Here is a 22,251-nt window from a genome sequence, read left to right as displayed (position 1 = left end):
CCAGTTCATGCAGATTTACCTTCCCATCGCCGAGGTCTCGGTGAATGTCTTCCTGTTACTCGGGCTGGGCGGCATTGTGGGCGTATTATCGGGTATGTTCGGCGTGGGCGGCGGCTTTCTGATGACGCCACTCTTGTTCTTTATTGGCATCCCGCCGGCCGTGGCCGTGGCGACAGAAGCCAACCAGATTGTGGCCTCGTCTTTTTCCGGTGTTCTCGCCCACCTGAAACGAAAAACTGTCGATCTCAAAATGGGGACGGTGCTGCTTATCGGCGGTCTGATAGGGTCGGGCTTGGGGATCATTCTGTTCAATTACCTCAAGGCGCTGGGTCAGGTCGAACTGCTGGTCCAGCTTTGCTATGTGGTGTTTCTTGGCATGATCGGCTCTTTGATGTTTATCGAAAGCCTTAACGCGATCCGCAAATCCAAGAAACCGGGGGCGAAACCCACACGGCGCAAGCATAACTGGGTGCATAACCTGCCCTTCAAGATGAAGTTCCGGGTGTCGGGCCTTTATATCTCGATCATTCCGCCGCTGATGGTTGGCGTGCTGGTCGGTGTTCTGGCCGCGATCATGGGTGTCGGTGGCGGCTTTATCATGGTGCCGGCCATGATCTATCTGTTGGGGATGCCCACAAAGGTGGTTGTGGGCACGTCGCTGTTCCAGATCATCTTTGTCACTGCGTTCACCACTTTGTTGCATGCAACGACCAACTATACCGTGGACGTTGTTCTGGCGGTTTTGTTGCTGGTGGGCGGCGTGATCGGCGCACAGATCGGCACCCGCATCGGGGTCAAGATGAAGGCCGAACAGCTCCGCATTCTGCTCGCACTGATGGTGCTCGCGGTTTGTGGCAAGTTGGCATTTGATCTGCTCGTGCAGCCGGCAGAGCTTTACTCCCTGGGAACAGGGGGCCATTCATGATCCGCCTCATCGCTCTGTTCCTGATACTCGCATTGCCCGCCAAAGCCGAAGAGATCGTGCTGGGCCTCAGCCGTGATCAGGTCGCCATCACGGCCACGTTTGAAGGGTCCGAAATTTTGATCTTTGGCGCGATCAAGCGTGAGGCGCCGATCCCTGACAAAAGCGAGCTTGGTGTGATTGTCACTGTCGCGGGTCCTGATCATCCGGTCATGGTGCGCCGCAAGGATCGCAGGGTTGGCATCTGGGTGAACACCGACAGTGTCGAGGTGGATGCCGCCCCATCATTCTACGCAGTCGCCACGACTGCCCCGATGCGGGATGTGCTGCGCGATATTGAAGATCTGCGCTATCGCATCACGATCCCGCGGGCGATCCGGTCTGTCGGGGCCGAAGTGGGCGATAGTGAGGCATTTACACAAGCCCTCATCCGCATTCGTGCGGGCAATGATCTTTATCAGGTTCTTGAAGGTGCGGTTGATCTGGAGGATGAGACGCTGTTTCGGACTGCGATCACCCTGCCAGCAAACCTGACCGAAGGGGATTATGAGGCGCATATCTTTCTGACGCGCAATGGTCGGGTCATTGATGAATACATCGCCGTTATTCCGGTGCAGAAAGTCGGGCTGGAACGCTGGCTTTACAACCTCGCCCATGAAAATGCGCTGATCTACGGTCTGATGTCGCTTTCGATTGCAATTGCTGCGGGTTGGCTTGCGTCGGCCGCGTTTAGCCTGCTGCGCCGTTAACCCCGGCCGATATGTGGCATCTTGGTCGCCATGATCATCATGGATTGCACATTCGCCTCTGGCGGCAAAGACGCCATGTGAAATACGGCCCGCGCCACATCTTCCACTGCCATGCTGGGCAACGGATCAAGCCCCTGGGCGGCGCGTGTTTTTTCAAGAGTTGTCACCAGATCGGTCCGGGCGTTGCCGATATCAATCTGACCGCAGGCGATATTGAAGGCGCGGCCATCAAGCGACAACGTCTTGGTTAGCCCAGAGACGCCATGTTTGGTTGTGGTATAGCAGGTTGACCCCTCGCGCGGGGTATGGGCCGAGATTGACCCATTGTTGATAATCCGCCCGCCTTGCGGCGTCTGATGCCGCATCTGGCGAAAGCCAGCACGGGCACACAGGAACATGCCCGTCAGGTTCACATCGACAACCTTTTGCCAATCAGCCAGCGCGATTTCATCAATCGTTGTCTGCGGGCCGAACATGCCCGCGTTGTTGAACAACACATCCAGATATCCGAACCTGTCGAAAGCCGTGTCGACCGCCGCCTCATCCGTCACATCGCAGGGCAAAGGAACGGCGTTGTCATGCGTGATGTCGCCAAGCACATCCGCACGGCGCGCGATCAACCCCACACGCCATCCATTCGCCAGAAAATGCTCGGCTGTCATACGGCCAATGCCGCTGCTGGCCCCCGTGATGATGATGCTTTTCATATCTCTTCACTCTTCAGTTCCAAGGCGGTCGCCGGTGCTTCCAGATCATCCACCCGCAAGACGCCCTGTGGCCGCGCCAGACGGTTCCGCACAACCCAGCGCAACTGCGTCTCCGCCCGCGTAATGGCCACATAGGCAAGGCGTTTCCACAATGGTTGCCCGGCCTCGACCCGGCCCATGCGTGATGCGGCGTAGATATCAGGGGCGAAGACCTGCACTGTGTCCCATTGCGACCCCTGTGCTTTGTGAATGGTCACTGAGGCGCCGTGCAGAAACGTCGCCCCCATGCGGGCGGCGAAAGGGATGAACGGCTCTTCCTCCCCTTCCTGTTCGATCTTGACGATGCTGGCGACGCCAACCTGCGGGTCTTCGGCACCCATGACAAACAGCTTTGAGAAACCCGGGCGTTTGCCCGGCCCCAGATAGATGACCTGCGCGCCCTTGATCAGTCCGCGCGCCTCAAGGTCGAGCCGCTTCTTGCGATGTTTGAGCGGCAATTCAATGCCGTCGCAAATCAACGGCTCGCCCGCAAGCAATTCGTCAGGCGGGGCACCAAAGGCTGCGCGGAACGCATGGATCAACCGGATACGTGTCGCGTTGCGCCAGACCAGACAGGGGGAACGTGCCATCAGATCAGCCTCGACCCGCTGTGCCATCACGACACGTTCGTCGGATTTGGCGGCATCTTCGACCATGCGTTCGAAGGCATGGAAATCAAGCTGAGGGTCAGCCAGCGCATGGGCCAGATCAAGGATCGGGTTGCCAGCATCCTGCCGGTGAATGCGATTGAGGCTCAGAACCCGCTGTTCCGGCAGGGTTTCAAAAACCATGCCTCCGGTGGACTGAACCGGCGGCAGCTGTGCGGGGTCACCGAACAGCAGCAACGTCGGAAAGATCTCTTTGAGGTCCTCGAACTGCTTTTCATCCAGCATGGAGCTTTCATCGACAAAGCCAATGTCCAAGGGCTCTTCACGACGCTTCCAGCCGGTAATGAAATCACTGCCGCGCAACCCGGCAGCGGCCAACGCCGCCGGAATGGACTTGTTGGTCTGATACGAGGCATGGGCGCGATCAAGGGCGACATCGGTCAGCCCTTCGATTTCGGGCCGGTCGCCATGCCCCGCCAGCCACTCTGCCACCTTTTCATATTCCGGGTCATAGACAGGCGTATAAAGAATACGGTGGATTGTCGTTGCCGGCACGCCACGATTGCGCAGGACGCTGGCGGCTTTGTTCGTGGGCGCAAGGATGGCAAGCGTCCTGCGATCCCGGCGCTTGCGCCCTTCCCAATCGCCGGAGATAACATCGACGCCCGCCTCATCCAGCGCCTGATAAAGCCGGGCCAACAACATGGTTTTGCCCGATCCCGCCTTGCCAATAACAGCCATGACCGAACTCGCATCGGATTGCGGGGGCTGTAGCAGGCTGTCTTCCAGATCGACGCCCGCCTGTCGCAAGGCAACGGCAACACTATCCCAGGCCTCTGCCTGATCGTCAGAAAATGTGATGGTGGGCGCGTTCATGCCGCGACAGTATCTGGACCGTCGCGGCGCTGCCAGTGGATTAGGCGGCCTTCTGCAATTCCAGCACCGACCGTCCGAACGAGCGGTTGAACCAGTGTTCCGAAATCTCGGACGACAGCCCGGCGCGGCGCAGGACCTTGACCCGATCCTCGGCCCGGAACGGCCACAATCCGACACTGATCTTGTCGCGGCCTTCGCCAGCACTGCCCAATATTTCGGGCGAGGCGCCAATCATTGAATAGATGCGCACCATTCTGGGATCAAATACGCCGAGCAGATGGGTTAATGAAAATGCCCGCATCAATTCACCCCCCGCCAGCATCATCGCGGCAGCCACACGCGGGGTGGATTTCTGACCAAGGCAGAAACGGGTACACTCCCAAATGAATGGGCTGCGGATGTCTTCACCATTCAGCAGTTCTGCGAAATGATCATTGACCATGGTCCGCTCTGTTGTTGGCAGGAACCGCATGGATCCGCCATGGGTACCGTCGGGATTGGCCCAGATCACGTAAAGCGGGTTCATATCGTCATATTCGTCACGCTCCCATCCCATTTCATCGACCGTGACAGCCCATTTCAGACGTTCTGAGAATTGGACGGCCCGGTCACGATGCATGGATGCCTGCAGAACCGGAAACTGAGACAACTCATTAGCGTAGATATAACGAAGCATGCTGCTACCCTTTGAACGATTACCGAATGGCAACAAGGTAGGATGCCGGATCACATCAACGGTTAACGGCCCGGGCGCCGTGTTAACGAATCATTAAGGATTGTTAACCAGCCGCAGACTTGGCGATCTTTTCGCCCTCTTCCCGGCCAGGCCAGCCGCCGGCCGCTGCCCGCGCAGCACCGCCGACAACGATCAGACCTTCAGTGATTGCCCGTGCGACTGCATGGGTCGTGTTCAGCGCCCCGAGTTTGAACCGCGCGCTTTCGATATAGGCGCGCAAGGTGTGTTCCGAGATATTCAGCAGATCGGCCACCTGTCCGCGGCTATACCCCATGCCCAGATAGGTCAGCGCATCTGTTTCGCGCGGTGACAGCGCCCTGACCGGTTCTGGTGTCCGACCTTTTTCAAGCTGCAGGGCTTTCTGATTGAGGTAGTGGGCGATAAGAATCCATTCGCGTTGATGGGCTTCCATGAATTCCGCCCATGATTCATCATCGGTGGTATGCGATGCGGTCAACAAGGCAAGTTGCCCATTCGGGCCGCGAATGGGAATGGAAAATCCTTGATTTCCAACACCATGCGCAATTGCATCTTTTCGAAAGGCCTGCGCGGCCTTTGATGACCAGTCCAGCCTTTTCCAGTCCACCGGATCAAAGCGCTGAAAGCAACCGACGATCACCGGATCTATGCGCAAGTATTCCTTTTCGGAGTAGCGCTGTGCCCAAGCCGGATCGTATGTCCCAAATCCGTATTGTTCACCATCCGCGCTGACCCAGTGGTACACCACATGATCAATCTGAAACTGGTCACGCAGCCCCACTGTCAGATCATGGATCTGTTCAAGCGCGTCTGCCTGCTCCAGTGCTTGTAAAAATTGGTCGAGTTCCAGCACAATCTCCTCGCGTCATTGGAGACGTGTTTCCAACCACAGTTGCGATCTCTGCCGACGCGACCAGCGCTGTATCTTCGAGTTGAACTGCCAACAAAGGCAGGTCATTTTGCTTAGCGAAGGATTTCAAGTCGGCGAGAACGTCGATGATCCATTCATGTCCCATTACTAGTCTCTCTATTAATGATTAACGGAGCGTTAACAACTTATAGTAGCATTTAGACTCTGTAATACTTACTCGCATCTTCATACCCCCCAAAAATAGCGAGTAGACAGCTCCGTTGTTCAGAATCGGCCAAATTAACCAATAAATAAGGGGCTCAGGACGTGATATCCTAAGCCCCTGATGCTTTGGCGGCCCGCATTCAGCGGTTTTGCGACGCCTCGACAGTATCCTCAAACGTGCGCAGCCCCACCTGTGGTGATTGCACAAGCACCGCCATATTGCCGGGCTTATGTTCGTTCTTGCGCATCTTGGTGTGGGCCGCTGGAATTTCATCCCAGCTAAAGACTTCTGACATGCACGGGTCCAACCGCCGCTCGACCATCAGGTTGTTGGCCGCACTGGCCTGTCTGAGATTGGCAAAGTGGCTACCTTGCAGCCGTTTCTGATGCATCCACATGTACCGGGCATCCATGGTCAGGTTGTAACCAGTGGTACCAGCGCAAATCACGACCATACCGCCGCGTTTGACCACAAAAGTCGACACCGGGAACGTTGCCTCACCTGGGTGTTCGAACACCATGTCCACATTCACGCCCTTGCCGGTGATGTCCCAGATGGCCTTGCCAAATTTGCGTGTTTCCGTGAACCATTCCTTATATTCCGGGGTGTTCACCGTCGGCATCTGGCCCCAACACTTGAAATCATTCCGGTTGATGACCCCTTTCGCCCCCAGCGACATCACAAATTCCCGTTTGCTTTCGTCGCTGATGACACCGATCGCATTTGCACCTGCGGTGTTGATCAGCTGGATGGCATAAGAGCCCAGACCGCCCGAGGCCCCCCAGACCAGAACGTTCTGGCCCGGCTTGAGGTCATGTGGTTCATGGCCGAACAGCATCCGATAAGCCGTAGCGAGGGTCAGCGTGTAGCACGCGCTTTCCTCCCAGGTCAGGTGTTGGGGGCGTGGCATCAGCTGTTGGGACTGCACGCAAGTGAACTGTGCGAATGACCCGTCAGGTGTCTCGTATCCCCAAATCCGCTGGCTCGGTGAATACATCGGATCACCACCATTACAGTGCTCGTCATCGCCGTCATCCTGATTGCAATGAATGACGACTTCATCGCCCACTTTCCAGCGCTTGACCTTGTCGCCGACCGCCCAGACAATACCGGACGCGTCAGAACCAGCGATATGGTAATCAGCCTTGTGGACATCAAAGGGGCTGATCGGAATGCCCAGACCGGCCCATACTCCATTATAATTCACACCGGCCGCCATGACGAGGACAAGAACCTCGTGACTGTCCGGCTTTGGGCATTCCACCACTTCGACCTCGAACGCTTTTTCCGGCTCACCGTGACGCTCACGGCGGATGGTCCACGCATACATCTCTGCCGGTACATGGCCCAGCGGAGGCATCTCGCCCACCTCATACAGGTCTTTTTGCGGGGCAGTATAAGCTGCCGCCGGGGCAGATTGATCAAGGGCCATCTGTGTCTCCATCACTAGGGTTCCATGTGCATTGCCGCACCGCAGAATCGGGTGCTTTCCAGTTGGATATATGATGGAAGGGTAACTATGCAATCATTTTTGATAGTTTTTTGTAATTTAATTACCCAGCAGTTGCAGCATTTTGGTCCGTTTTTGCTGCATCTGCATCAAAATGATGCGAAATCGAGTTGGCGTAATACACAAGCACGTCTCGTCCCGAGGGTGTCACGGTCAATACCTCACCAGTTTCCTCCACCAGCCCGCGCGCAATGAGGCGATCCAGCGCGTCATTCACGACCTCTTCCGGATCACGACGTGGAAACGGCACCTTTCGATCAGCCAGTGTCGCCACTGATGCGGTCACCTGCTGCGCCAGCCCCGCCCGATCAATGCCATCGTTGGCAAGCAGATGTCGCGATACCAAGGGAACGCCAAGAACCGGGATGACGATATTGATGCGACGCATCAGTTCTTCCGCCACTGCCTCTGTAGGATCGCTGGTTTCGGGACGCACAAATGCTGATAGCTCCAGTGGCTCCCCGAAACTGACCGATGCCGTGCCAAATCCCTTGAAACGGCGCAGCAGACGCTGCACCAGATGACCGCCGACACCGCGAATGACCGTCCAAAGCGGCGGTCGAAACCGGCGATTGGCGTTTTTGTCAGCCGCAATCAGGAACGTATCTTCCAGCACGCGATCATAGTTCAAGGCGACAGGGACAAAAATCACCTCGCGTTTTTCGGGATCAAAGTCGTCAATGATATAATTCAGCAAACCCAGCTTGGGTGGGGCGGTCCTGCCCGTCAGGCTCAAGCCGCCTTCGGGGAATACCGCCTGGCTGACACCACCACGCGTCGCCATCTGCACATAGCGGGCCAGAACCTTGCGATAAAGGGCGCCGCGCGATCTGCGCCGGATGAAATAGGCCCCCATCGCACGGATCACACTGGACAACGGCCAGACCCGCGCCCATTCCCCCACGGCATAGGACAAGGCCCCGGCATTGGCCGCAAGATAAGTCACCAATACATAGTCCATGTTGCTGCGGTGGTTCATGACAAAGATGACGGTGGCATTTGGGTCAATCTCGGCCAGGCGCTTACGGTCCAGTGTTCCCAGCTTGATCCGATAGAGTGATTTTGACAGCCAGCGGGCCAGCCTGATCCCAACGCTGAAATAGGCGGTCGCCGAAAAGGATGGCACGATTTCACGCGCATAGCGGCGGGCCTGTTCAAACGCCACATTCTCGGGCACTTTCTGGGTCTGGGAATGTTCGACAATCGCCTGCGTGACTTCCGGGTCATACAGCAGCCGCTGGATCATGTCATAGCGGCGCGCCAGCTTGAACGGCTCGATCGGGCGCTGCAAACGTTGATTGACCCGTGCGATTACCCGCTCTGCTCGCTTGCGAAAAAACCATCGGACGGATGGAAACAGGAAGTGCGATGCAAAGGTGACACCCGCAAACAAGATAATCAGTACAAACGCCCAAAGAGGCATGGAAACGGTCTGCGTCATAATGGAACCGTGACAGGGAACGTCGCGATGGTAAATCCCGTCATGCCGCAACGCAGCGAATTGACAGCGCCATAAAATGTCCGATAATGGACATCATCGCGCAATTTAGTTGCGCCGCGTGATTCAGGAGACCCCGATATGTCGCAGACGCAGAAAGACCGCCCTTGGCTGTTTCGGACCTATGCCGGGCATTCAACCGCTGCCGCGTCGAATGCGCTTTATCGCGGCAACCTCGCCAAGGGGCAAACCGGGCTTTCCGTCGCGTTCGATCTGCCGACCCAAACGGGCTATGACAGCGATCATGTGCTGGCAAAAGGCGAGGTTGGCAAGGTTGGCGTCCCCATCAGCCATCTGGGCGATATGCGCACCCTGTTCAAGGACATCCCTCTGGATCAGATGAATACGTCGATGACGATCAATGCCACTGCTCCTTGGCTTCTGTCGCTTTATATCGCAGTGGCCGAAGAACAGGGCGCCGATATCAGCGCCCTGCAAGGCACCGTTCAGAATGACATCATAAAGGAATACCTGTCGCGCGGGACGTATATCTGCCCGCCCGAACCATCACTGCGGATGATTACAGATGTCGCGGCCTATACCCGCGAGCATCTACCCAAATGGAACCCGATGAATGTCTGTTCCTATCACCTGCAGGAGGCCGGTGCGACGCCGGAAGAGGAATTGGCATTCGCGCTGGCAACGGCAACGGCTGTGCTGGATGATCTGAAAGGTAAAGTGCCACAGGAGCATTTCCCGGCGATGGTCGGGCGCATTTCTTTTTTCGTGAATGCGGGTATTCGGTTTGTGACCGAGCTGTGCAAAATGCGCGCATTTGTCGAATTATGGGATGAGATTTGTGCGGCACGCTACGATGTCGAAGACGCTAAATACCGGCGTTTCCGTTATGGGGTGCAGGTCAATTCACTGGGCCTGACTGAGCAACAGCCAGAAAACAACGTCTACCGCATTCTGTTGGAAATGCTGGCTGTGACCCTTTCCAAGAATGCCCGGGCCCGCGCCGTTCAATTGCCAGCCTGGAATGAGGCACTCGGGCTGCCCCGGCCATGGGATCAGCAGTGGTCGCTGCGGATGCAACAAATTCTGGCCTATGAAACGGATCTGCTGGAATTTGACGATCTGTTTGATGGCAACCCGGCTATTGACCGCAAAGTCACTGCCTTGAAAGAGGGTGCGCGCGCAGAATTGGTGCAGATTGATGGTATGGGAGGCGCGGTAGGGGCGATCGCCTATATGAAGTCGCGGCTTGTCGAAAGTAATGCGGCCCGGATTAATGCCATTGAAAACGGCGAAACCACAGTGGTCGGCGTGAACAAATGGCAAAGTGGCGAACCATCGCCACTCACTGCTGGTGAGGATGCCATTATGACATCTGATCCCAAGGCCGAAGCCGACCAATTGCGTCGCCTGCGTGAATGGAAAGCGGATCGGGATGGTGAGGCCGTTGTCAAAGCGCTGACAGACCTGCGCCAGGCTGCCCAGGACGGAAGCAACGTCATGCCGTCGTCTATTGCCTGCGCCAAAGCTGGTGTCACAACGGGGGAATGGGCAGATGTGATCCGATCTGTCTTTGGTCAATACCGCGCGCCCACCGGCGTCAGCAGCAATCCATCCAACCGGACCGAAGGGCTTGATGATCTGCGCGAGCAGGTTGATCTTGTCAGCACCGCGCTTGGGCGGCGGTTGAAGTTTCTCGTGGGCAAGCCCGGTTTGGACGGACATTCAAACGGGGCCGAACAAATCGCAACACGCGCCCGCGATTGCGGAATGGATATCTCTTACGAAGGAATTCGGCTAACGCCGGATGAAATTGTGGAGGCCGCGCTGAATGACGACGCCCATGTGATCGGGCTATCCATTCTTTCGGGGTCGCATACTTCGCTGGTGCGCGATGTGATTGCCAAACTGAATGCGGCCGGAATCGGACATATTCCGGTGATTGCCGGCGGAATCATTCCCGATGAAGACGCCGCGGAATTGCGCGCCATGGGTGTTGCAAAAGTCTACACGCCCAAAGATTTTGAGTTAAACAAGATTATGGGTGATATCGTTACCCTCGTGGATCCGCGTCGCGTGGCCGCTGAATAGGCAATAATCTTCCAGTTTTTGCACTTTAGTACAACAGTCTACCGATTTGGGCTGCGGTCACTAATCTCGGCTGCTAAGCCCACAATCAGTTAAAGACTGGAGACTGAAATGAAACCTGATCTGAAATCCATGACCCGAAAAGAGCTTGAAAAGCTCAAATCAGACGTGGAAAAGGCCCTCGCCAAAATCAGTGTAAAGGAAAAGAAAGCTGCCCTTGCCGCAGCAGAAAAAGCCGCCGCGGCCCATGGGTTCAGCCTGGCGGAGATCACGAGTGACGCCCCGGTAAAAGCCAAGACCCGCAAGGCCAAGACCGGCCCGAAAACGGTATCAAAGCCAAAATACCTGAACCCCGATGACAAGAATCAAACCTGGACTGGCAAGGGCCGCCAGCCGGAGTGGTTCAAGTCAGCAATCGCAGCCGGAAAGTCCCCGGACGATATGGAAATCTAAATCGTTGCTTGTTGCTGCAGCCAAATGAATATGGCTGCAGCGCCTCCTGGCTACTCCACCTTTTGATTTCCCCGGCCTAAGGTAGGGTCAAAATCGAGAGGACCCGACCATGACCATCCACATTGGCGCAAAAAAGGGCGATATCGCCCCCACTGTTCTTATGCCCGGCGATCCCTATCGGGCCAAGTGGGCCGCCGAGACCTTTTTGCAGGAGGCCCGCTGCATCAACGAAGTGCGCGGCATGCTGGGTTTCACCGGCACGTGGAACGGACACCCGGTAACGATCCAGGGGTCGGGTATGGGCATGCCCTCCCTGTCGATCTACGCCAATGAACTGATCTCAGACTATAACGCCCAAACCCTGATACGGATTGGGTCCTGCGGTGGCATGCAAGACCATGTGGGCATTCGCGACGTGATCCTCGCGATGACCGCATCCACCCTGTCCACACCATCGCGCGGGATTTTCAAGGAACTGAATTTCGCGCCGTGCGCTGACTATGGCCTCTTGGCTGCCGCACATAAGTCTGCGACCGACAAGGGCGTGCAAACCCATGTGGGTGGCATTTATTCTTCGGATGTTTTTTACGACGAACGGCCCGATTTGAATGAGCAGATGATGCGCCATGGAATCTTGGGTGTCGAAATGGAGGCGGCAGAGCTTTACAATCTTGCAGCCCGACACGGTCGTCGGGCGCTTGCCGTGTTGACGGTGAGCGATCACCTGATCACACATGAGGCATTACCAGCTGAAGATCGTGAACGGTCTTTTGGTGATATGGTTGAAATCGCGCTGCAGGCAGCCTTTGCATGAAAAAGCGCCGGTTAGGATCAACCGGACCGCAGGTTGGAGCCATTGGCCTTGGCTGTATGTCCTTTGGTGGCCTTTCAGGCCCAACCACTGAGGCGAAAAGTTTTACAGCACTCAACACGGCTTGGGACATTGGACTGACCCATTTCGATACGGCGAATATCTATGGCCCGTACATCTCGGAACAGGTTGTTGGCAAATGGATCGCCGCCACCGGAAAAGCGCCCATCATCGCGACCAAGGCAGGCATTCAACGGGACCCGGATCACCCTGTAAACAACGACCCGGCCTATCTTGAGGCCGAGTTGGATCGCTCGCTCCAACGCCTTGGCACAGATCACGTCGATCTGTTCTATATCCATCGCCGCGAACAGGCCGTCCCGGTAGAAGATGTCGCGGGCCTGATGGGACGTCTGATCGACAAGGGGAAAATCGGCGGTTGGGGGATGTCTGAAGTGTCACCAACGACGCTTCGCCGGGCGCATGCAGTCACGCCTGTGCGGGCCATTCAAAACGAATATTCGCTTTGGACGCGCCAGCCTGAACTCGGCATGTTGCAGGAATGTGGGCGTTTGGGTGTTGCCTTTGTCGCCTTCTCTCCGCTGGCGCGTGGTGTCTTCGGTCGGACGATCATCGACCCTGACCACCCGGATTTTGGTCAGTTTCGGGCGCAGATGCCAAGATTTCAGCCGGACAACTGGCCGCATAACAGAAGACGAGCGGAAGCATTCCATCTGTTGGCGAATGAATATGGGGTGGCCCCCGCAGCGCTAGCATTAGCCTGGATACTGGCGCAGGGCGATCACATTATTCCGATACCCGGCAGTAGAACAGCCAATCACATTTCAGACTGGCAAGGGGCGGATGCAATTGACGTGACGCCAGACCTGATGGCCAAGATCGCCGCAATCCTGCCAGTCGGTTGGGCCTGGGGTGATCGCTACAGCGAAAGCCAATCGCGGGCACCGGAACGCTACTGTTAGGCCCAAATAAAAACGCCGCCACGAGGGCGGCGTTTTTTTGTACGCGCGACGGTCTGTCAGACGACCCGCTCGACCATCATCTTTTTGATATGCGCGATCGCCTTGGCGGGGTTCAGACCCTTTGGGCAGGTCTTGGCGCAGTTCATGATGGTGTGGCAACGGTAGAGCTTGAATGGATCTTCCAGCTCATCCAACCGCTCACCCGTCGCCTCGTCGCGGCTGTCGATGATCCAGCGATAGGCATGCAGCAAGGCCGCCGGTCCAAGATAACGGTCCCCGTTCCACCAATAGGACGGGCAGGATGTCGAACAGGATGCGCACATCACGCATTCATAAAGCCCGTCCAGCTTCTTGCGGTCTTCAATGGACTGCTTCCATTCCTTGGCCGGGCGGTTCGTCTTGGTTTCCAGCCACGGCATGATTGATGCGTGCTGCGCATAGAAATGGGTCAGATCAGGGATCAGATCCTTGACCACTGGCATATGCGGCAGCGGGTAAATCTTCACATCACCCTTGATCTCGTCCATGCCGTAGATGCAGGCCAGCGTGTTGATACCGTCGATATTCATCGCACAGGACCCGCAGATGCCTTCACGACAGGATCGGCGGAAGGTCAGCGTTGGATCAATCTCGTTCTTGATCTTGATCAGCGCGTCCAGAACCATGGGTCCGCAGGTATCCATGTCCACGAAATACGTATCCAGCGACGGGTTCTTGCCGTCATCGGGGTTCCAACGATAAATCTGCACCTTGCGCAGATTTGTTGCCCCCTCCGGCTTTGGCCAGGTCTTGCCAACCGTCATGCGGGAGTTCTTGGGAAGTGTCAGCTGTACCATTTTCGTATTCCTTACGTCTGGAGCAGACTTGCCCCGAAATCCTTAAAGTGCCCGCAACCGTGGCGGTCTGATCGGCGGCTGCCCGGTCATTTGGATGACACAAGTCTCGTAGACCTCCAATGGGTCACGACCGCGCAGCAGGTCACCGCTGAGGCTGATATTGCCGCTGGCAAACGGTCCGCCATCGCTGCTTGCCCCGATCGTCACACCGACCTCGGGCGCCTGAGCGGCCCGCGCGCGTTCTTCGCAGCGCTGTGCCGCTTGTTCAGGTGTTGGTGGCGTACAGGCCGCAACCGATATGGCCAAAGCAACCAACGACCAGCGATGCATCATCCGGCTCCCAACAGAAATGCGCCCAGCGCGTTATCGGCAGCACAGCCAAGCGTATCGGGCCGCCGCGCGATATCGAGGATCAGGGTGGATGTCTGCGGGGTCGGCCCCAGAACCGCGGCCTCGGCGATCTGGTAGACCTCGGTGATGCTGGCATTGTCGATGATGCAATCGGTAAGCAATGCCGTGTTGGTTCCGGGAAAGCGATTTTCCAGCACTCCATTCACCACGCCTTTGGCTGTGTCGCGCGCTACGCGATCAGCCTCGCCAGAAACCTCAGTGCAGGCGGCCAGTATCGTCAGACCGGCGGCCATCAGTAGGGGAAAACGCATCAGAATGTCCTTTCTTTTGGAGCAATCTTATCAGCGTTGATCCCCCCCTGCGCCTCTGTCGTCAGCGGATCGGTGATAACTGGCCGATAGCTGAGCTTGACCTTGCCGCCATCGACATTCGCGATGGTATGCACCCGCCATTTTTCATCATCCCGGTTGGCATAATCCTCGTGCGCGTGGGCGCCACGGCTTTCTTTGCGCGCCTCGGCACTGACGATTGTAGCCAGTGCGTTGGGCATCAAGTTCGTCAGTTCCAGCGTTTCCATCAGATCGCTGTTCCAGACAAGGCTGCGATCCGTCACCTTCAGATCGTCCATCTTGCCTGCAATGTCCGTCATCTTCTTGACACCCTCGCCCAGCGTCTTGTCGGTCCTGAATACGGCGGCATCTTCCTGCATGGCCCGCTGCATTTCCAGACGCAGCTCTGCCGTGCCGGTTGTGCCATCTGCATGGCGCAGCCCATCGAACCGGTCAAAACATGCGTCAATGGACGCCTGTTTCAGTGTCGGGTTTGATGCCTCGCGATCGACCACCTTGCCCGCCTGGATAGCAGCCGCACGGCCAAAGACCACAAGGTCGATCAGGCTGTTCGACCCAAGCCGGTTCGCCCCATGGACCGATGCGCAGCCCGCCTCACCCACAGCCATCAGGCCGGGGACCACCCGGTTGGGGTCCTTCTTGGTGGGGTTGAGAACCTCGCCATGATAATTCGTCGGAATGCCGCCCATGTTGTAATGCACCGTCGGTAGAACAGGGATCGGTTCCTTGGTCACATCGACGCCTGCAAAGATACGGGCGGATTCGGAGATGCCTGGTAACCGTTCTGCCAAAGCCTCTTTCGGCAGGTGGTTCAGGTTCAGGTGAATGTGATCACCATTCGCCCCCACACCGCGACCCTCCCGGATTTCCATCGTCATACAGCGGCTGACATAGTCGCGCGGGGCGAGGTCCTTGTAGTTGGGCGCATAGCGTTCCATGAAACGCTCGCCCTCGCTGTTCGTCAGGTAGCCACCTTCACCGCGCGCGCCTTCGGTGATCAGACACCCCGCGCCATAGATGCCGGTGGGATGGAACTGCACGAATTCCATATCTTGCAAGGGAAGCCCCTGACGCGCGACCATGCCGCCACCATCGCCGGTGCAGGTATGGGCGGATGTCGCAGAGAAATAGGCCCGGCCATAGCCGCCTGTGGCCAACACAACTGTCTTGGCGTTGAACACATGCATTGTGCCGTCATCAAGCTTCCACGCAATGACGCCCTGACAGATGCCATCATCCGACATGATCAGATCCAGGGCGAAGTATTCGATATAGAACTCAGCCTGCTGTTTCAGCGACTGACCATAGAGCGTGTGCAGGATGGCATGACCGGTCCGGTCTGCGGCGGCACAGGTGCGCTGCACCGGGGGGCCTTCGCCGAATTCAGTGGTATGGCCGCCAAACGGACGCTGATAAATCTTGCCCTCTTCCGTGCGGGAAAATGGTACGCCGTAATGTTCCAACTCGTAGACAGCCTTTGGAGCCTCGCGGGCCAGATACTCCATCGCGTCGGTATCACCCAGCCAGTCGGACCCTTTCACGGTGTCATACATATGCCACTGCCAGCTATCGGGCCCCATATTGCCAAGCGACGCGGCAATGCCGCCCTGCGCGGCAACGGTATGGGACCGGGTCGGGAAAACCTTGGTAATGCAGGCCGTGCGCAACCCCTGCTCTGCCAGACCCAGCGTGGCCCGCAGCCCAGCGCCGCCCGCCCCCACAACAATCGCGTCATAGGTATGCGTTTCGTATTCGTATGCAGCCATTACTCGATGCTCCGGGAAATCAAAGGGCGATGCGCACGATTGCGAAAATCGCAATGCCAGCAGCAGAATAGGACAGGCAGATCATTGCGATGATCAGCGCCTTGCGGGCGAAACCATGCACATAGTCCTCGATGAGGGTTTGCACACCTTTGCGAAAGTGGACGAAGCCCACCAGCATGGTCAGCGCAGCGATGATCGCGGGGAATGGACGCTGATAGTAAGCGATAACCTCTTCGTAAGGTGATCCCAGCACAGCTCCAAACGTGAAGATAAACAATGGGATCAGGCCGACAAGGGCAACAGAGGTTACCATCATGTGCCAGTGATGATCGGTTCCGGTTTTGGCAGAACCCAGCCCTTCGGCGCGTTTACGGTCAGTCAAAAATGCCATTGTTGCGCCCCTTACAATACGACTGCGGTGAAGATCGTGAACAGAACCGATGCGATGATCATTACCAGACCGGCTGTTTCAGATTGATCGACCTCAAGCATATGGCCGCTGTCCCAGATCAGATGCCTGATGCCGCCAAACATGTGATACCACAGCGCCCAGACAGACAGGAACATGACCAGATCGCCAAACCAGCTTGTGACAAATCCGTTGGCCCGCTCAAAGGCTTCAGGGCCAGTCGCAGCTGCTATGAACCACCAGACGATCATCAACGCGGCCACAATCAGGGCGTTGCCCGTAAGCCGGACGAAAATGGAGGTCATCGAAGTCAATTGTGGACGATAGATTGTCAGGTGGGGTGAGAGAGGGCGATTGCCCCTGTTCACGTCTGCCATGTGTGTTCCCTTCGGTGGCTTTTGCTGCCGATCGCAGCGCCTTTGGTTCGTTTTGCACCATTCCGCTGCCAGAGTCACGCAGACGAAAGTAGATAAACTGTGAAAAAACGACGCGTTGGATCATGTTTCTTCAGTTTGTGATCACAGTAATTTTTTTCGTGATCACAAATCATTGCACCTCATGCAGCTGCATCAAACGCTTTCCCTGACGGTCAGCCTCTGCCTGCATCTCGAACGCGATAAGGTCAAAGTCGAAATCAATTGCTTTCACCTTTGGGGCGGACGGTTCCATCAGCTCCAGAAAGGCCATGCGATAACTGGTGGGCGGATGACTGGCATCCACCCGCGCCTTTTCCTTGGCCGCCTCAGCTTCCAGTGTGGCGCGCTCCTCCTTTGTAGCGTTCTGCACGGCCCCAATCATCACATCGAAGACGCGGGCGTTCTGGTCGCGGTCAAAGGGATAGAGCTGGAAAATCGCCCGGTCCGCGATGGGTGTCAGCGCCAACAGCCGCAGGCCCGAGACAAGTGCACCGCGTCCCGCAACCTGTGCTGCCAGACCATCAGCCAGATATTCGGCACGCTGCGATCGGTTGAACTGCAGCAATACCAGTAGACGTCCAAGACCAAGAACGGGCAGGATCAACAGCCACTGCAAAAGTTCGGCCACCATGCCAACCAAATCCCGCCCCAAAGGATCATCCGCATCAGGCCGCAACAGGAAATCCCAACGCTCCACTGCATGGAGCGCGCCGCCAACAAAACCGCCGCGTGCCGGGTCGCCATTCACGAAATGCGCCAATTCATGCGCGATCAAAGCCACCTGCTGCTGTGGTTCGTACAACCGCCAGAGCGGCACACCGATCTGCAGAAAATGCCGACGGCGAACCAGCCCAACGGTCCGTGCCGATGCGTTAATTTGATAGTCAAACGACAGCCCGTCCGGCACTGGTGCATCCAGCGCATCGGCAACCGCATCCACAAGACGCATCAGTTCAGGCATTTCATCGCGCCCGAATGTCAGTGCGCCGTGTTTGCTTGGGCGCGGTATCAACACATAGGTAATCCACAGCAGCACAAGGCCACCCAAAATGGCGAACATATTCTGCGACTGCCAAAACAACAGCCAGATCGCCAACCCGAAAATCGCCGCTGGTATCAGAAACAAAAGCCCAGCAACGACATAGCACCCGACTAATCCGAGCGTTATCCGGGGTTGCTGCATCAGCGCGCGTTGCGCTTCCAGAAACACTCTTTCAGATTGACTACGATGCACCCTTTCGCGAACACGTTCCAACATCGTCCAGGACTAGCGCAGTTTGTCCAGAACGGTACTAATGGAGGTGTTGTAAGTGAATTCCAGCATCCGGATCTCGCCATCAACCTCGGCCGCGGTAAGGTGCAATGCAAGTGGCACGGCGCTGCCTTTCGGAAAGTAAAGCACGATTTCCTGATAAAACGCGGGTTCCTCGCGCCGTTGCAGGATGGTGCGACACCGGTCATATCCCTGCGGCTCGAACGCATCAAGCGGTCCAAACAAGCCTTTGAACTGCGCATCCATCGTCGGGATGTAGTCATCAACTAAATTCGCAAACGCCCGATAATCAGTTCTGAGAAATGCTGTCTTTGCCTCTTCGAATACCGGGATGTCCGCATCTGTTGAGGGGTCGCAGGATTGTGCCAACGCCGACAAGGGCAGGAATGACAAAAGAAGCAGGCTGAAAATTTTCATAATCGTATCAAGGCGCAATAATTCGGATCAATCAAGACCTTCGATCAGGTCGCCAAGGAGTAATAACGAAGCCATCGAACCGTGGGAACAAACACCTAGGGCAAGTCAAGGCTAGCAACCGCCTGCGTCAGCTCCCGGTATAGTTTTCGAATAATCTGCTCCGGATAGTCGTCAAAGGTCATTGCGGTCACAGCAAACGCCCCGGGTCCCGTGATGACTTCGTTCTCGAAATAAGCTGTCAAACCCGGCTCGCTTTCTTCAATGACCAGCGCATTTACCGTTACATTCGATTTCGCCAAGTCCACCCAGACCGACCGGGGCAATCGCCCTTCGTTGCTTTCGCCGTCTCCCGAAATATCAATGACATGCCGTTTGCATTCCGGCACCGCGCCAAAATAGTCGAGCGACAGTGCCATGGCCTCACCCACCGCGGTTGAGTAGTCCCGCCAAAGACGTCGCTGCAGGGCAACTTGATCGGCAAAGGCCAGCACCTCTTCTTCGCCTTTCATCGTCGTCCAGTTGATGACAACCGCTTGTCGGCCCGAGCCTGTCCATTGCATCATGGCCAGCTCGACCTTGCCTTCGATCAGCGCGGCCATGACCGTGCTATCCAGAAGTGCCGCAGCCAAGCCATCCGCCTGCACCCGGTACTCTTCATTATCGACAGACCCTGACACGTCGACGGCCAGCATCAGCGCCACCTCGCAGGCATCCAAAGGTGCTGCAAAACTGGTCAGGCTGGCAATGAGGACGGCGCGCATGGGATTAGCCTACACACCAATGCCCGCGCCGGCCACAATCCTTCTAAACAGGCATCAGCGCCCAATAATCGAGGTCGAGGAGGACCTCGGGCAGGTATTTGCCATTCTCATCGCGCAAGTGACCCGCTTCCCCTTTTGTCGCAACCAGACGCAAACGGATCGCACCAACGCCGGGTGCGTCTGTTTGTGCTACCTCCAACACTTCGGACCATGCCCGCACGGTATCACCGGCGAAACAGGGGTTGGCATGCGCACCGCCGTTCAACGCGACAATCATCTGCGCGTTGGCCAATCCGTTGAATGACAAGGCGCGAGCCAGCGATATGACATGACCCCCATAGATCAGCCGCTTCCCGTCTTCGCGATTGGTTGCATCAAAATGCACTTTGGCCGTGTTCTGCCAAAGCCGCGTGGCCAGCATGTGTTCGGCCTCTTCGATGGTCACACCATCCACGTGATCGATGATTTCACCAACGGTATAGTCCTGTAACCGGTGCGGCTCTCCCGCCAGGGCAAAATCGTAATTGTCAAATGAAAGACCTGCCGGCACCACCAGATCAGTGGCGGCAACGGCCTTCGGCAGGTCGGGGATGATCGCCTCGCGCGCCGCCCCGTCACCGCGCTTGCGCACCATCACCCAACGCACGTAGCTTAGTACATCCTGCCCATGCTGATTGCGCCCTGTGGTCCGCACCCAGACCACGCCCGACTTTCCGTTGGAGTTCTGCTTGACCCCGATGACCTCGGAAATCGATGTCAGGGTATCGCCCGGATAAACCGGCGCGAGCCAACGCCCATCCGCGTAACCCAGATTGGCCACTGCGTTCAGGGATACATCGGGCACCGTTTTGCCAAAGACCGTGTGAAAAGTTATCAGATCATCCACTGGCGACGCGGGCAAACCACAGGCGCGGGCAAATTCATCCGATGAATACAAAGCACCCCGCGCGGGGTATAGCGCGTGATACATCGCTCGCTCACCACCGGAAATGGTCCGCGGCACCGCATGGGTGATCACATCGCCAACGGCGTAGTCCTCGAAGAACCGGCCCGGATTTGTCTTGGTCATTGCTGGCCCAGCTTCATGTCTTTGGAATAGGGCACATCCACATCCTTGGTCACCGCCTGACCACAGCGCATCACACCATTGGCGTGATCAAAAGCATAAGTGGGATCACCATATAACCCCCAGCCCTGCGACAAAGCTTCGGAAACCTTGTGGCAGAAGGCAGATGTGTCATCTTCGGTCAGCAAACGATAAATCTTGGTCATGTCATCCCCAGGGCGGCACGCCCAGCCAATAGTGAATTCCCATCACAACCACGACGACCACGATGGTCACCACGATCGCGACAATCTCTTTCTTGAAGGGCGCGCGGGGTGGTGGGGTCCACGGCCCCTCCTGCGCATTGATCAGCAAAATCTCGATAATCGCCCAGATCAGCAGGCCGCCGAACAGCACAAAGGACGGCGTATCGCCATTCACCAGCAGGTGCGCGACAGCCCAGATCGAAAACCCGGTCAGTTGCGGATGGCGCACCCTGGTGCCGAGCCAGATCTTGGCCCCCTTTGCCCCGCTGGCTGCGTAGAAGTAGAACGCAATCACCATCAGGATATTGTTGATGCCAACCCACATCGGGTCACGGCCCCAGTAGAAAGCCCCCTCGGCCGAGCGATAGCCGATCACCATCAGGATAATGCTGCCGACCAACAGCAGCGCGACCAGCCCCTTGCCCGGTTCCCCCAGACGTGCTCGTGGACCCGGTGCAATACGTTTGAACAAATGCGCCGCCCACCACAGGGCAACACCAGCGATCAACAGGTTCATGCACTCTCCAATGCGGCGATTGCTTCGGCTTTCGCCAAGGTCGCCCGCGCGGTGACAATATGCAAGTTCTCGACGATGCGGCCATCTACCACGGCGACACCCTGCCCTTCAGCCTCTGCCGCCTCGAACGCGGCTATCTGGCGTTTCGCCAGATCAATCTCATCCTCGGTCGGGCCAAAGGCGGCATTGGCAATCGCCACTTGAGCAGGATGTATCAGTGTTTTTCCGTCAAAACCCATGTCGCGGCCTTCGGCACATTCGGTGCGCAGCCCATCTTCATCCTTGAAGGCGTTATAGACGCCATCCAACGCGACGATGCCTGCCGCCTTGGCAGCCAACAGGCAAATCTGCAGCGAAGTCATCAACGCTGCGCGCCCGCGTGAATTCAGGTCTTTGGCCAGGTCATTGGTACCAAGCACGAACCCCGCCATCCGGGGATGGGCAGCAATGCTCGGCGCATTCAGCACCCCTTGCGGAGTTTCCATCATGGCCCAGATCGGCAGATCGGGAACAAGGGCAGCCAAGGCATCGACATCAGCCGGACTGTTGACTTTAGGCAGCAAGACACCGTCACAATCCATTGCAGCAACGGCTGCGGCATCAGCGGCACCCCATTCGGTGTCCAGCCCGTTGATCCGCACAATCCGCAGCCGCGATCCGTATCCACCATCGGCCAAAGCGCTGTTCAGCGTATCGCGGGCCGCGACCTTGGCATCGGGGGCAACCGCATCTTCAAGGTCAAATAGGATCACATCGACCGGCAGCCCGCGCGCCTTGTCCAGCGCACGATCCTTTGAGCCGGGAATGTACAGGGCCGAGCGAAATGGGCGGTCATACATCGAATCTTCCTC

At 57.0% G+C, this 22,251-nt stretch carries 25 protein-coding genes; 6 read left to right on the top strand and 19 right to left on the bottom strand.

From position 1 onward, the window contains the following. The first annotated feature begins 7 nt into the window (after positions 1-7). Positions 8-925 carry a sulfite exporter TauE/SafE family protein gene (locus ACFWW2_RS09375; protein ID WP_393927728.1) on the top strand — a complete coding sequence of 306 codons (918 nt, stop codon included), beginning with the start codon at positions 8-10 and terminating at the stop codon, positions 923-925. After that, the gene (locus ACFWW2_RS09370; protein ID WP_393927726.1) at positions 922-1,671 is read left to right on the top strand and encodes a TIGR02186 family protein; all 750 of its coding nucleotides are present in this window, start codon (positions 922-924) and stop codon (positions 1,669-1,671) included. Before ACFWW2_RS09375 ends, ACFWW2_RS09370 begins: the two co-directional genes overlap by 4 nt. On the opposite strand, the gene ACFWW2_RS09365 is transcribed toward ACFWW2_RS09370, so the two are convergent. The 6 genes from ACFWW2_RS09365 to ACFWW2_RS09340 form a co-directional block, all read right to left on the bottom strand. Continuing rightward, positions 1,668-2,378 carry an SDR family oxidoreductase gene (locus tag ACFWW2_RS09365; RefSeq protein ID WP_393927724.1) on the bottom strand — a complete coding sequence of 237 codons (711 nt, stop codon included), beginning with the start codon at positions 2,376-2,378 and terminating at the stop codon, positions 1,668-1,670. The genes ACFWW2_RS09370 and ACFWW2_RS09365 overlap by 4 nt on opposite strands. After that, positions 2,375-3,901 carry an ATP-dependent RecD-like DNA helicase gene (locus ACFWW2_RS09360; protein ID WP_393927721.1) on the bottom strand — a complete coding sequence of 509 codons (1,527 nt, stop codon included), beginning with the start codon at positions 3,899-3,901 and terminating at the stop codon, positions 2,375-2,377. The genes ACFWW2_RS09365 and ACFWW2_RS09360 overlap by 4 nt, the downstream gene beginning before the upstream one ends. Before the next feature lie 40 nt (positions 3,902-3,941). Then, a complete protein-coding gene (locus ACFWW2_RS09355; protein ID WP_393927719.1) occupies positions 3,942-4,577 on the bottom strand; it encodes an acyl-homoserine-lactone synthase in 636 nt (211 codons plus the stop codon). Between the two features lie 103 nt (positions 4,578-4,680). Then, positions 4,681-5,472, bottom strand: coding sequence for a helix-turn-helix transcriptional regulator (locus ACFWW2_RS09350; protein WP_393927769.1), 792 nt, complete (start codon positions 5,470-5,472; stop codon positions 4,681-4,683). 359 nt (positions 5,473-5,831) lie between these two features. Further along, complete coding sequence (gene ccrA / locus ACFWW2_RS09345) at positions 5,832-7,124, bottom strand: crotonyl-CoA carboxylase/reductase (RefSeq protein ID WP_393927718.1); 1,293 nt, start codon at positions 7,122-7,124, stop codon at positions 5,832-5,834. A 121-nt stretch (positions 7,125-7,245) separates the two neighbouring features. Next, a complete protein-coding gene (locus ACFWW2_RS09340; RefSeq protein ID WP_393927716.1) occupies positions 7,246-8,643 on the bottom strand; it encodes a 1-acyl-sn-glycerol-3-phosphate acyltransferase in 1,398 nt (465 codons plus the stop codon). Between the two features lie 138 nt (positions 8,644-8,781). On the opposite strand from ACFWW2_RS09340, the gene ACFWW2_RS09335 reads away from it, so the two are divergent. The 4 genes from ACFWW2_RS09335 (at position 8,782) to ACFWW2_RS09320 (ending at position 12,993) form a co-directional block, all read left to right on the top strand. Continuing rightward, a complete protein-coding gene (locus ACFWW2_RS09335; RefSeq protein ID WP_393927714.1) occupies positions 8,782-10,749 on the top strand; it encodes a methylmalonyl-CoA mutase family protein in 1,968 nt (655 codons plus the stop codon). A gap of 108 nt (positions 10,750-10,857) precedes the next feature. Continuing rightward, entirely contained in the window at positions 10,858-11,199 is a 342-nt protein-coding gene (locus ACFWW2_RS09330; protein ID WP_393927713.1) for an H-NS family nucleoid-associated regulatory protein, read from the top strand. 109 nt (positions 11,200-11,308) lie between these two features. Beyond that, a complete protein-coding gene (gene deoD, locus ACFWW2_RS09325; RefSeq protein ID WP_393927712.1) occupies positions 11,309-12,013 on the top strand; it encodes a purine-nucleoside phosphorylase in 705 nt (234 codons plus the stop codon). Then, positions 12,010-12,993 (top strand): aldo/keto reductase, encoded by a 984-nt coding sequence (locus ACFWW2_RS09320; RefSeq protein ID WP_393927711.1) that lies wholly within the window; start codon positions 12,010-12,012, stop codon positions 12,991-12,993. Before deoD ends, ACFWW2_RS09320 begins: the two co-directional genes overlap by 4 nt. A gap of 56 nt (positions 12,994-13,049) precedes the next feature. On the opposite strand, the gene ACFWW2_RS09315 is transcribed toward ACFWW2_RS09320, so the two are convergent. From ACFWW2_RS09315 to ACFWW2_RS09255, 13 genes are all read right to left on the bottom strand, one after another. Next, entirely contained in the window at positions 13,050-13,829 is a 780-nt protein-coding gene (locus ACFWW2_RS09315) for a succinate dehydrogenase iron-sulfur subunit (RefSeq protein ID WP_393927709.1), read from the bottom strand. Positions 13,830-13,871: 42 nt separating this feature from the next. Then, entirely contained in the window at positions 13,872-14,159 is a 288-nt protein-coding gene (locus ACFWW2_RS09310; protein ID WP_393927708.1) for a hypothetical protein, read from the bottom strand. Then, the gene (locus ACFWW2_RS09305; protein WP_393927706.1) at positions 14,159-14,491 is read right to left on the bottom strand and encodes a succinate dehydrogenase; all 333 of its coding nucleotides are present in this window, start codon (positions 14,489-14,491) and stop codon (positions 14,159-14,161) included. Before ACFWW2_RS09305 ends, ACFWW2_RS09310 begins: the two co-directional genes overlap by 1 nt. Continuing rightward, the gene (sdhA, locus tag ACFWW2_RS09300; protein ID WP_393927704.1) at positions 14,491-16,296 is read right to left on the bottom strand and encodes a succinate dehydrogenase flavoprotein subunit; all 1,806 of its coding nucleotides are present in this window, start codon (positions 16,294-16,296) and stop codon (positions 14,491-14,493) included. The genes ACFWW2_RS09305 and sdhA overlap by 1 nt, the downstream gene beginning before the upstream one ends. Before the next feature lie 19 nt (positions 16,297-16,315). Further along, positions 16,316-16,687 carry a succinate dehydrogenase, hydrophobic membrane anchor protein gene (sdhD, locus tag ACFWW2_RS09295; RefSeq protein WP_393927703.1) on the bottom strand — a complete coding sequence of 124 codons (372 nt, stop codon included), beginning with the start codon at positions 16,685-16,687 and terminating at the stop codon, positions 16,316-16,318. Between the two features lie 11 nt (positions 16,688-16,698). Continuing rightward, a complete protein-coding gene (sdhC, locus tag ACFWW2_RS09290) occupies positions 16,699-17,082 on the bottom strand; it encodes a succinate dehydrogenase, cytochrome b556 subunit (RefSeq protein WP_393927702.1) in 384 nt (127 codons plus the stop codon). Between the two features lie 169 nt (positions 17,083-17,251). Continuing rightward, positions 17,252-18,304 (bottom strand): M48 family metallopeptidase, encoded by a 1,053-nt coding sequence (locus tag ACFWW2_RS09285; protein ID WP_393927701.1) that lies wholly within the window; start codon positions 18,302-18,304, stop codon positions 17,252-17,254. Between the two features lie 84 nt (positions 18,305-18,388). After that, positions 18,389-18,811 (bottom strand): hypothetical protein, encoded by a 423-nt coding sequence (locus ACFWW2_RS09280; RefSeq protein ID WP_393927699.1) that lies wholly within the window; start codon positions 18,809-18,811, stop codon positions 18,389-18,391. Between the two features lie 95 nt (positions 18,812-18,906). Continuing rightward, positions 18,907-19,572 (bottom strand): DUF1194 domain-containing protein, encoded by a 666-nt coding sequence (locus ACFWW2_RS09275; protein ID WP_393927697.1) that lies wholly within the window; start codon positions 19,570-19,572, stop codon positions 18,907-18,909. A gap of 43 nt (positions 19,573-19,615) precedes the next feature. Next, positions 19,616-20,641 (bottom strand): MaoC family dehydratase, encoded by a 1,026-nt coding sequence (locus ACFWW2_RS09270; RefSeq protein WP_393927696.1) that lies wholly within the window; start codon positions 20,639-20,641, stop codon positions 19,616-19,618. After that, positions 20,638-20,844 (bottom strand): DUF1737 domain-containing protein, encoded by a 207-nt coding sequence (locus ACFWW2_RS09265; RefSeq protein ID WP_393927694.1) that lies wholly within the window; start codon positions 20,842-20,844, stop codon positions 20,638-20,640. The genes ACFWW2_RS09270 and ACFWW2_RS09265 overlap by 4 nt, the downstream gene beginning before the upstream one ends. Before the next feature lies 1 nt (position 20,845). After that, the gene (locus ACFWW2_RS09260) at positions 20,846-21,400 is read right to left on the bottom strand and encodes an NnrU family protein (RefSeq protein WP_393927692.1); all 555 of its coding nucleotides are present in this window, start codon (positions 21,398-21,400) and stop codon (positions 20,846-20,848) included. Beyond that, positions 21,397-22,239: an HpcH/HpaI aldolase/citrate lyase family protein gene (locus tag ACFWW2_RS09255; protein WP_393927768.1), complete on the bottom strand. Its 843-nt coding sequence runs from the start codon at positions 22,237-22,239 to the stop codon at positions 21,397-21,399. The genes ACFWW2_RS09260 and ACFWW2_RS09255 overlap by 4 nt, the downstream gene beginning before the upstream one ends. Positions 22,240-22,251 lie beyond the last annotated feature (12 nt).

Origin of the sequence: Yoonia sp. R2-816 (assembly GCF_046762905.1) — a bacterium.
In the GTDB taxonomy this organism is placed as follows: Bacteria; Pseudomonadota; Alphaproteobacteria; order Rhodobacterales; family Rhodobacteraceae; genus Yoonia.
This window is presented reverse-complemented; position numbering and strand designations above follow the sequence as displayed.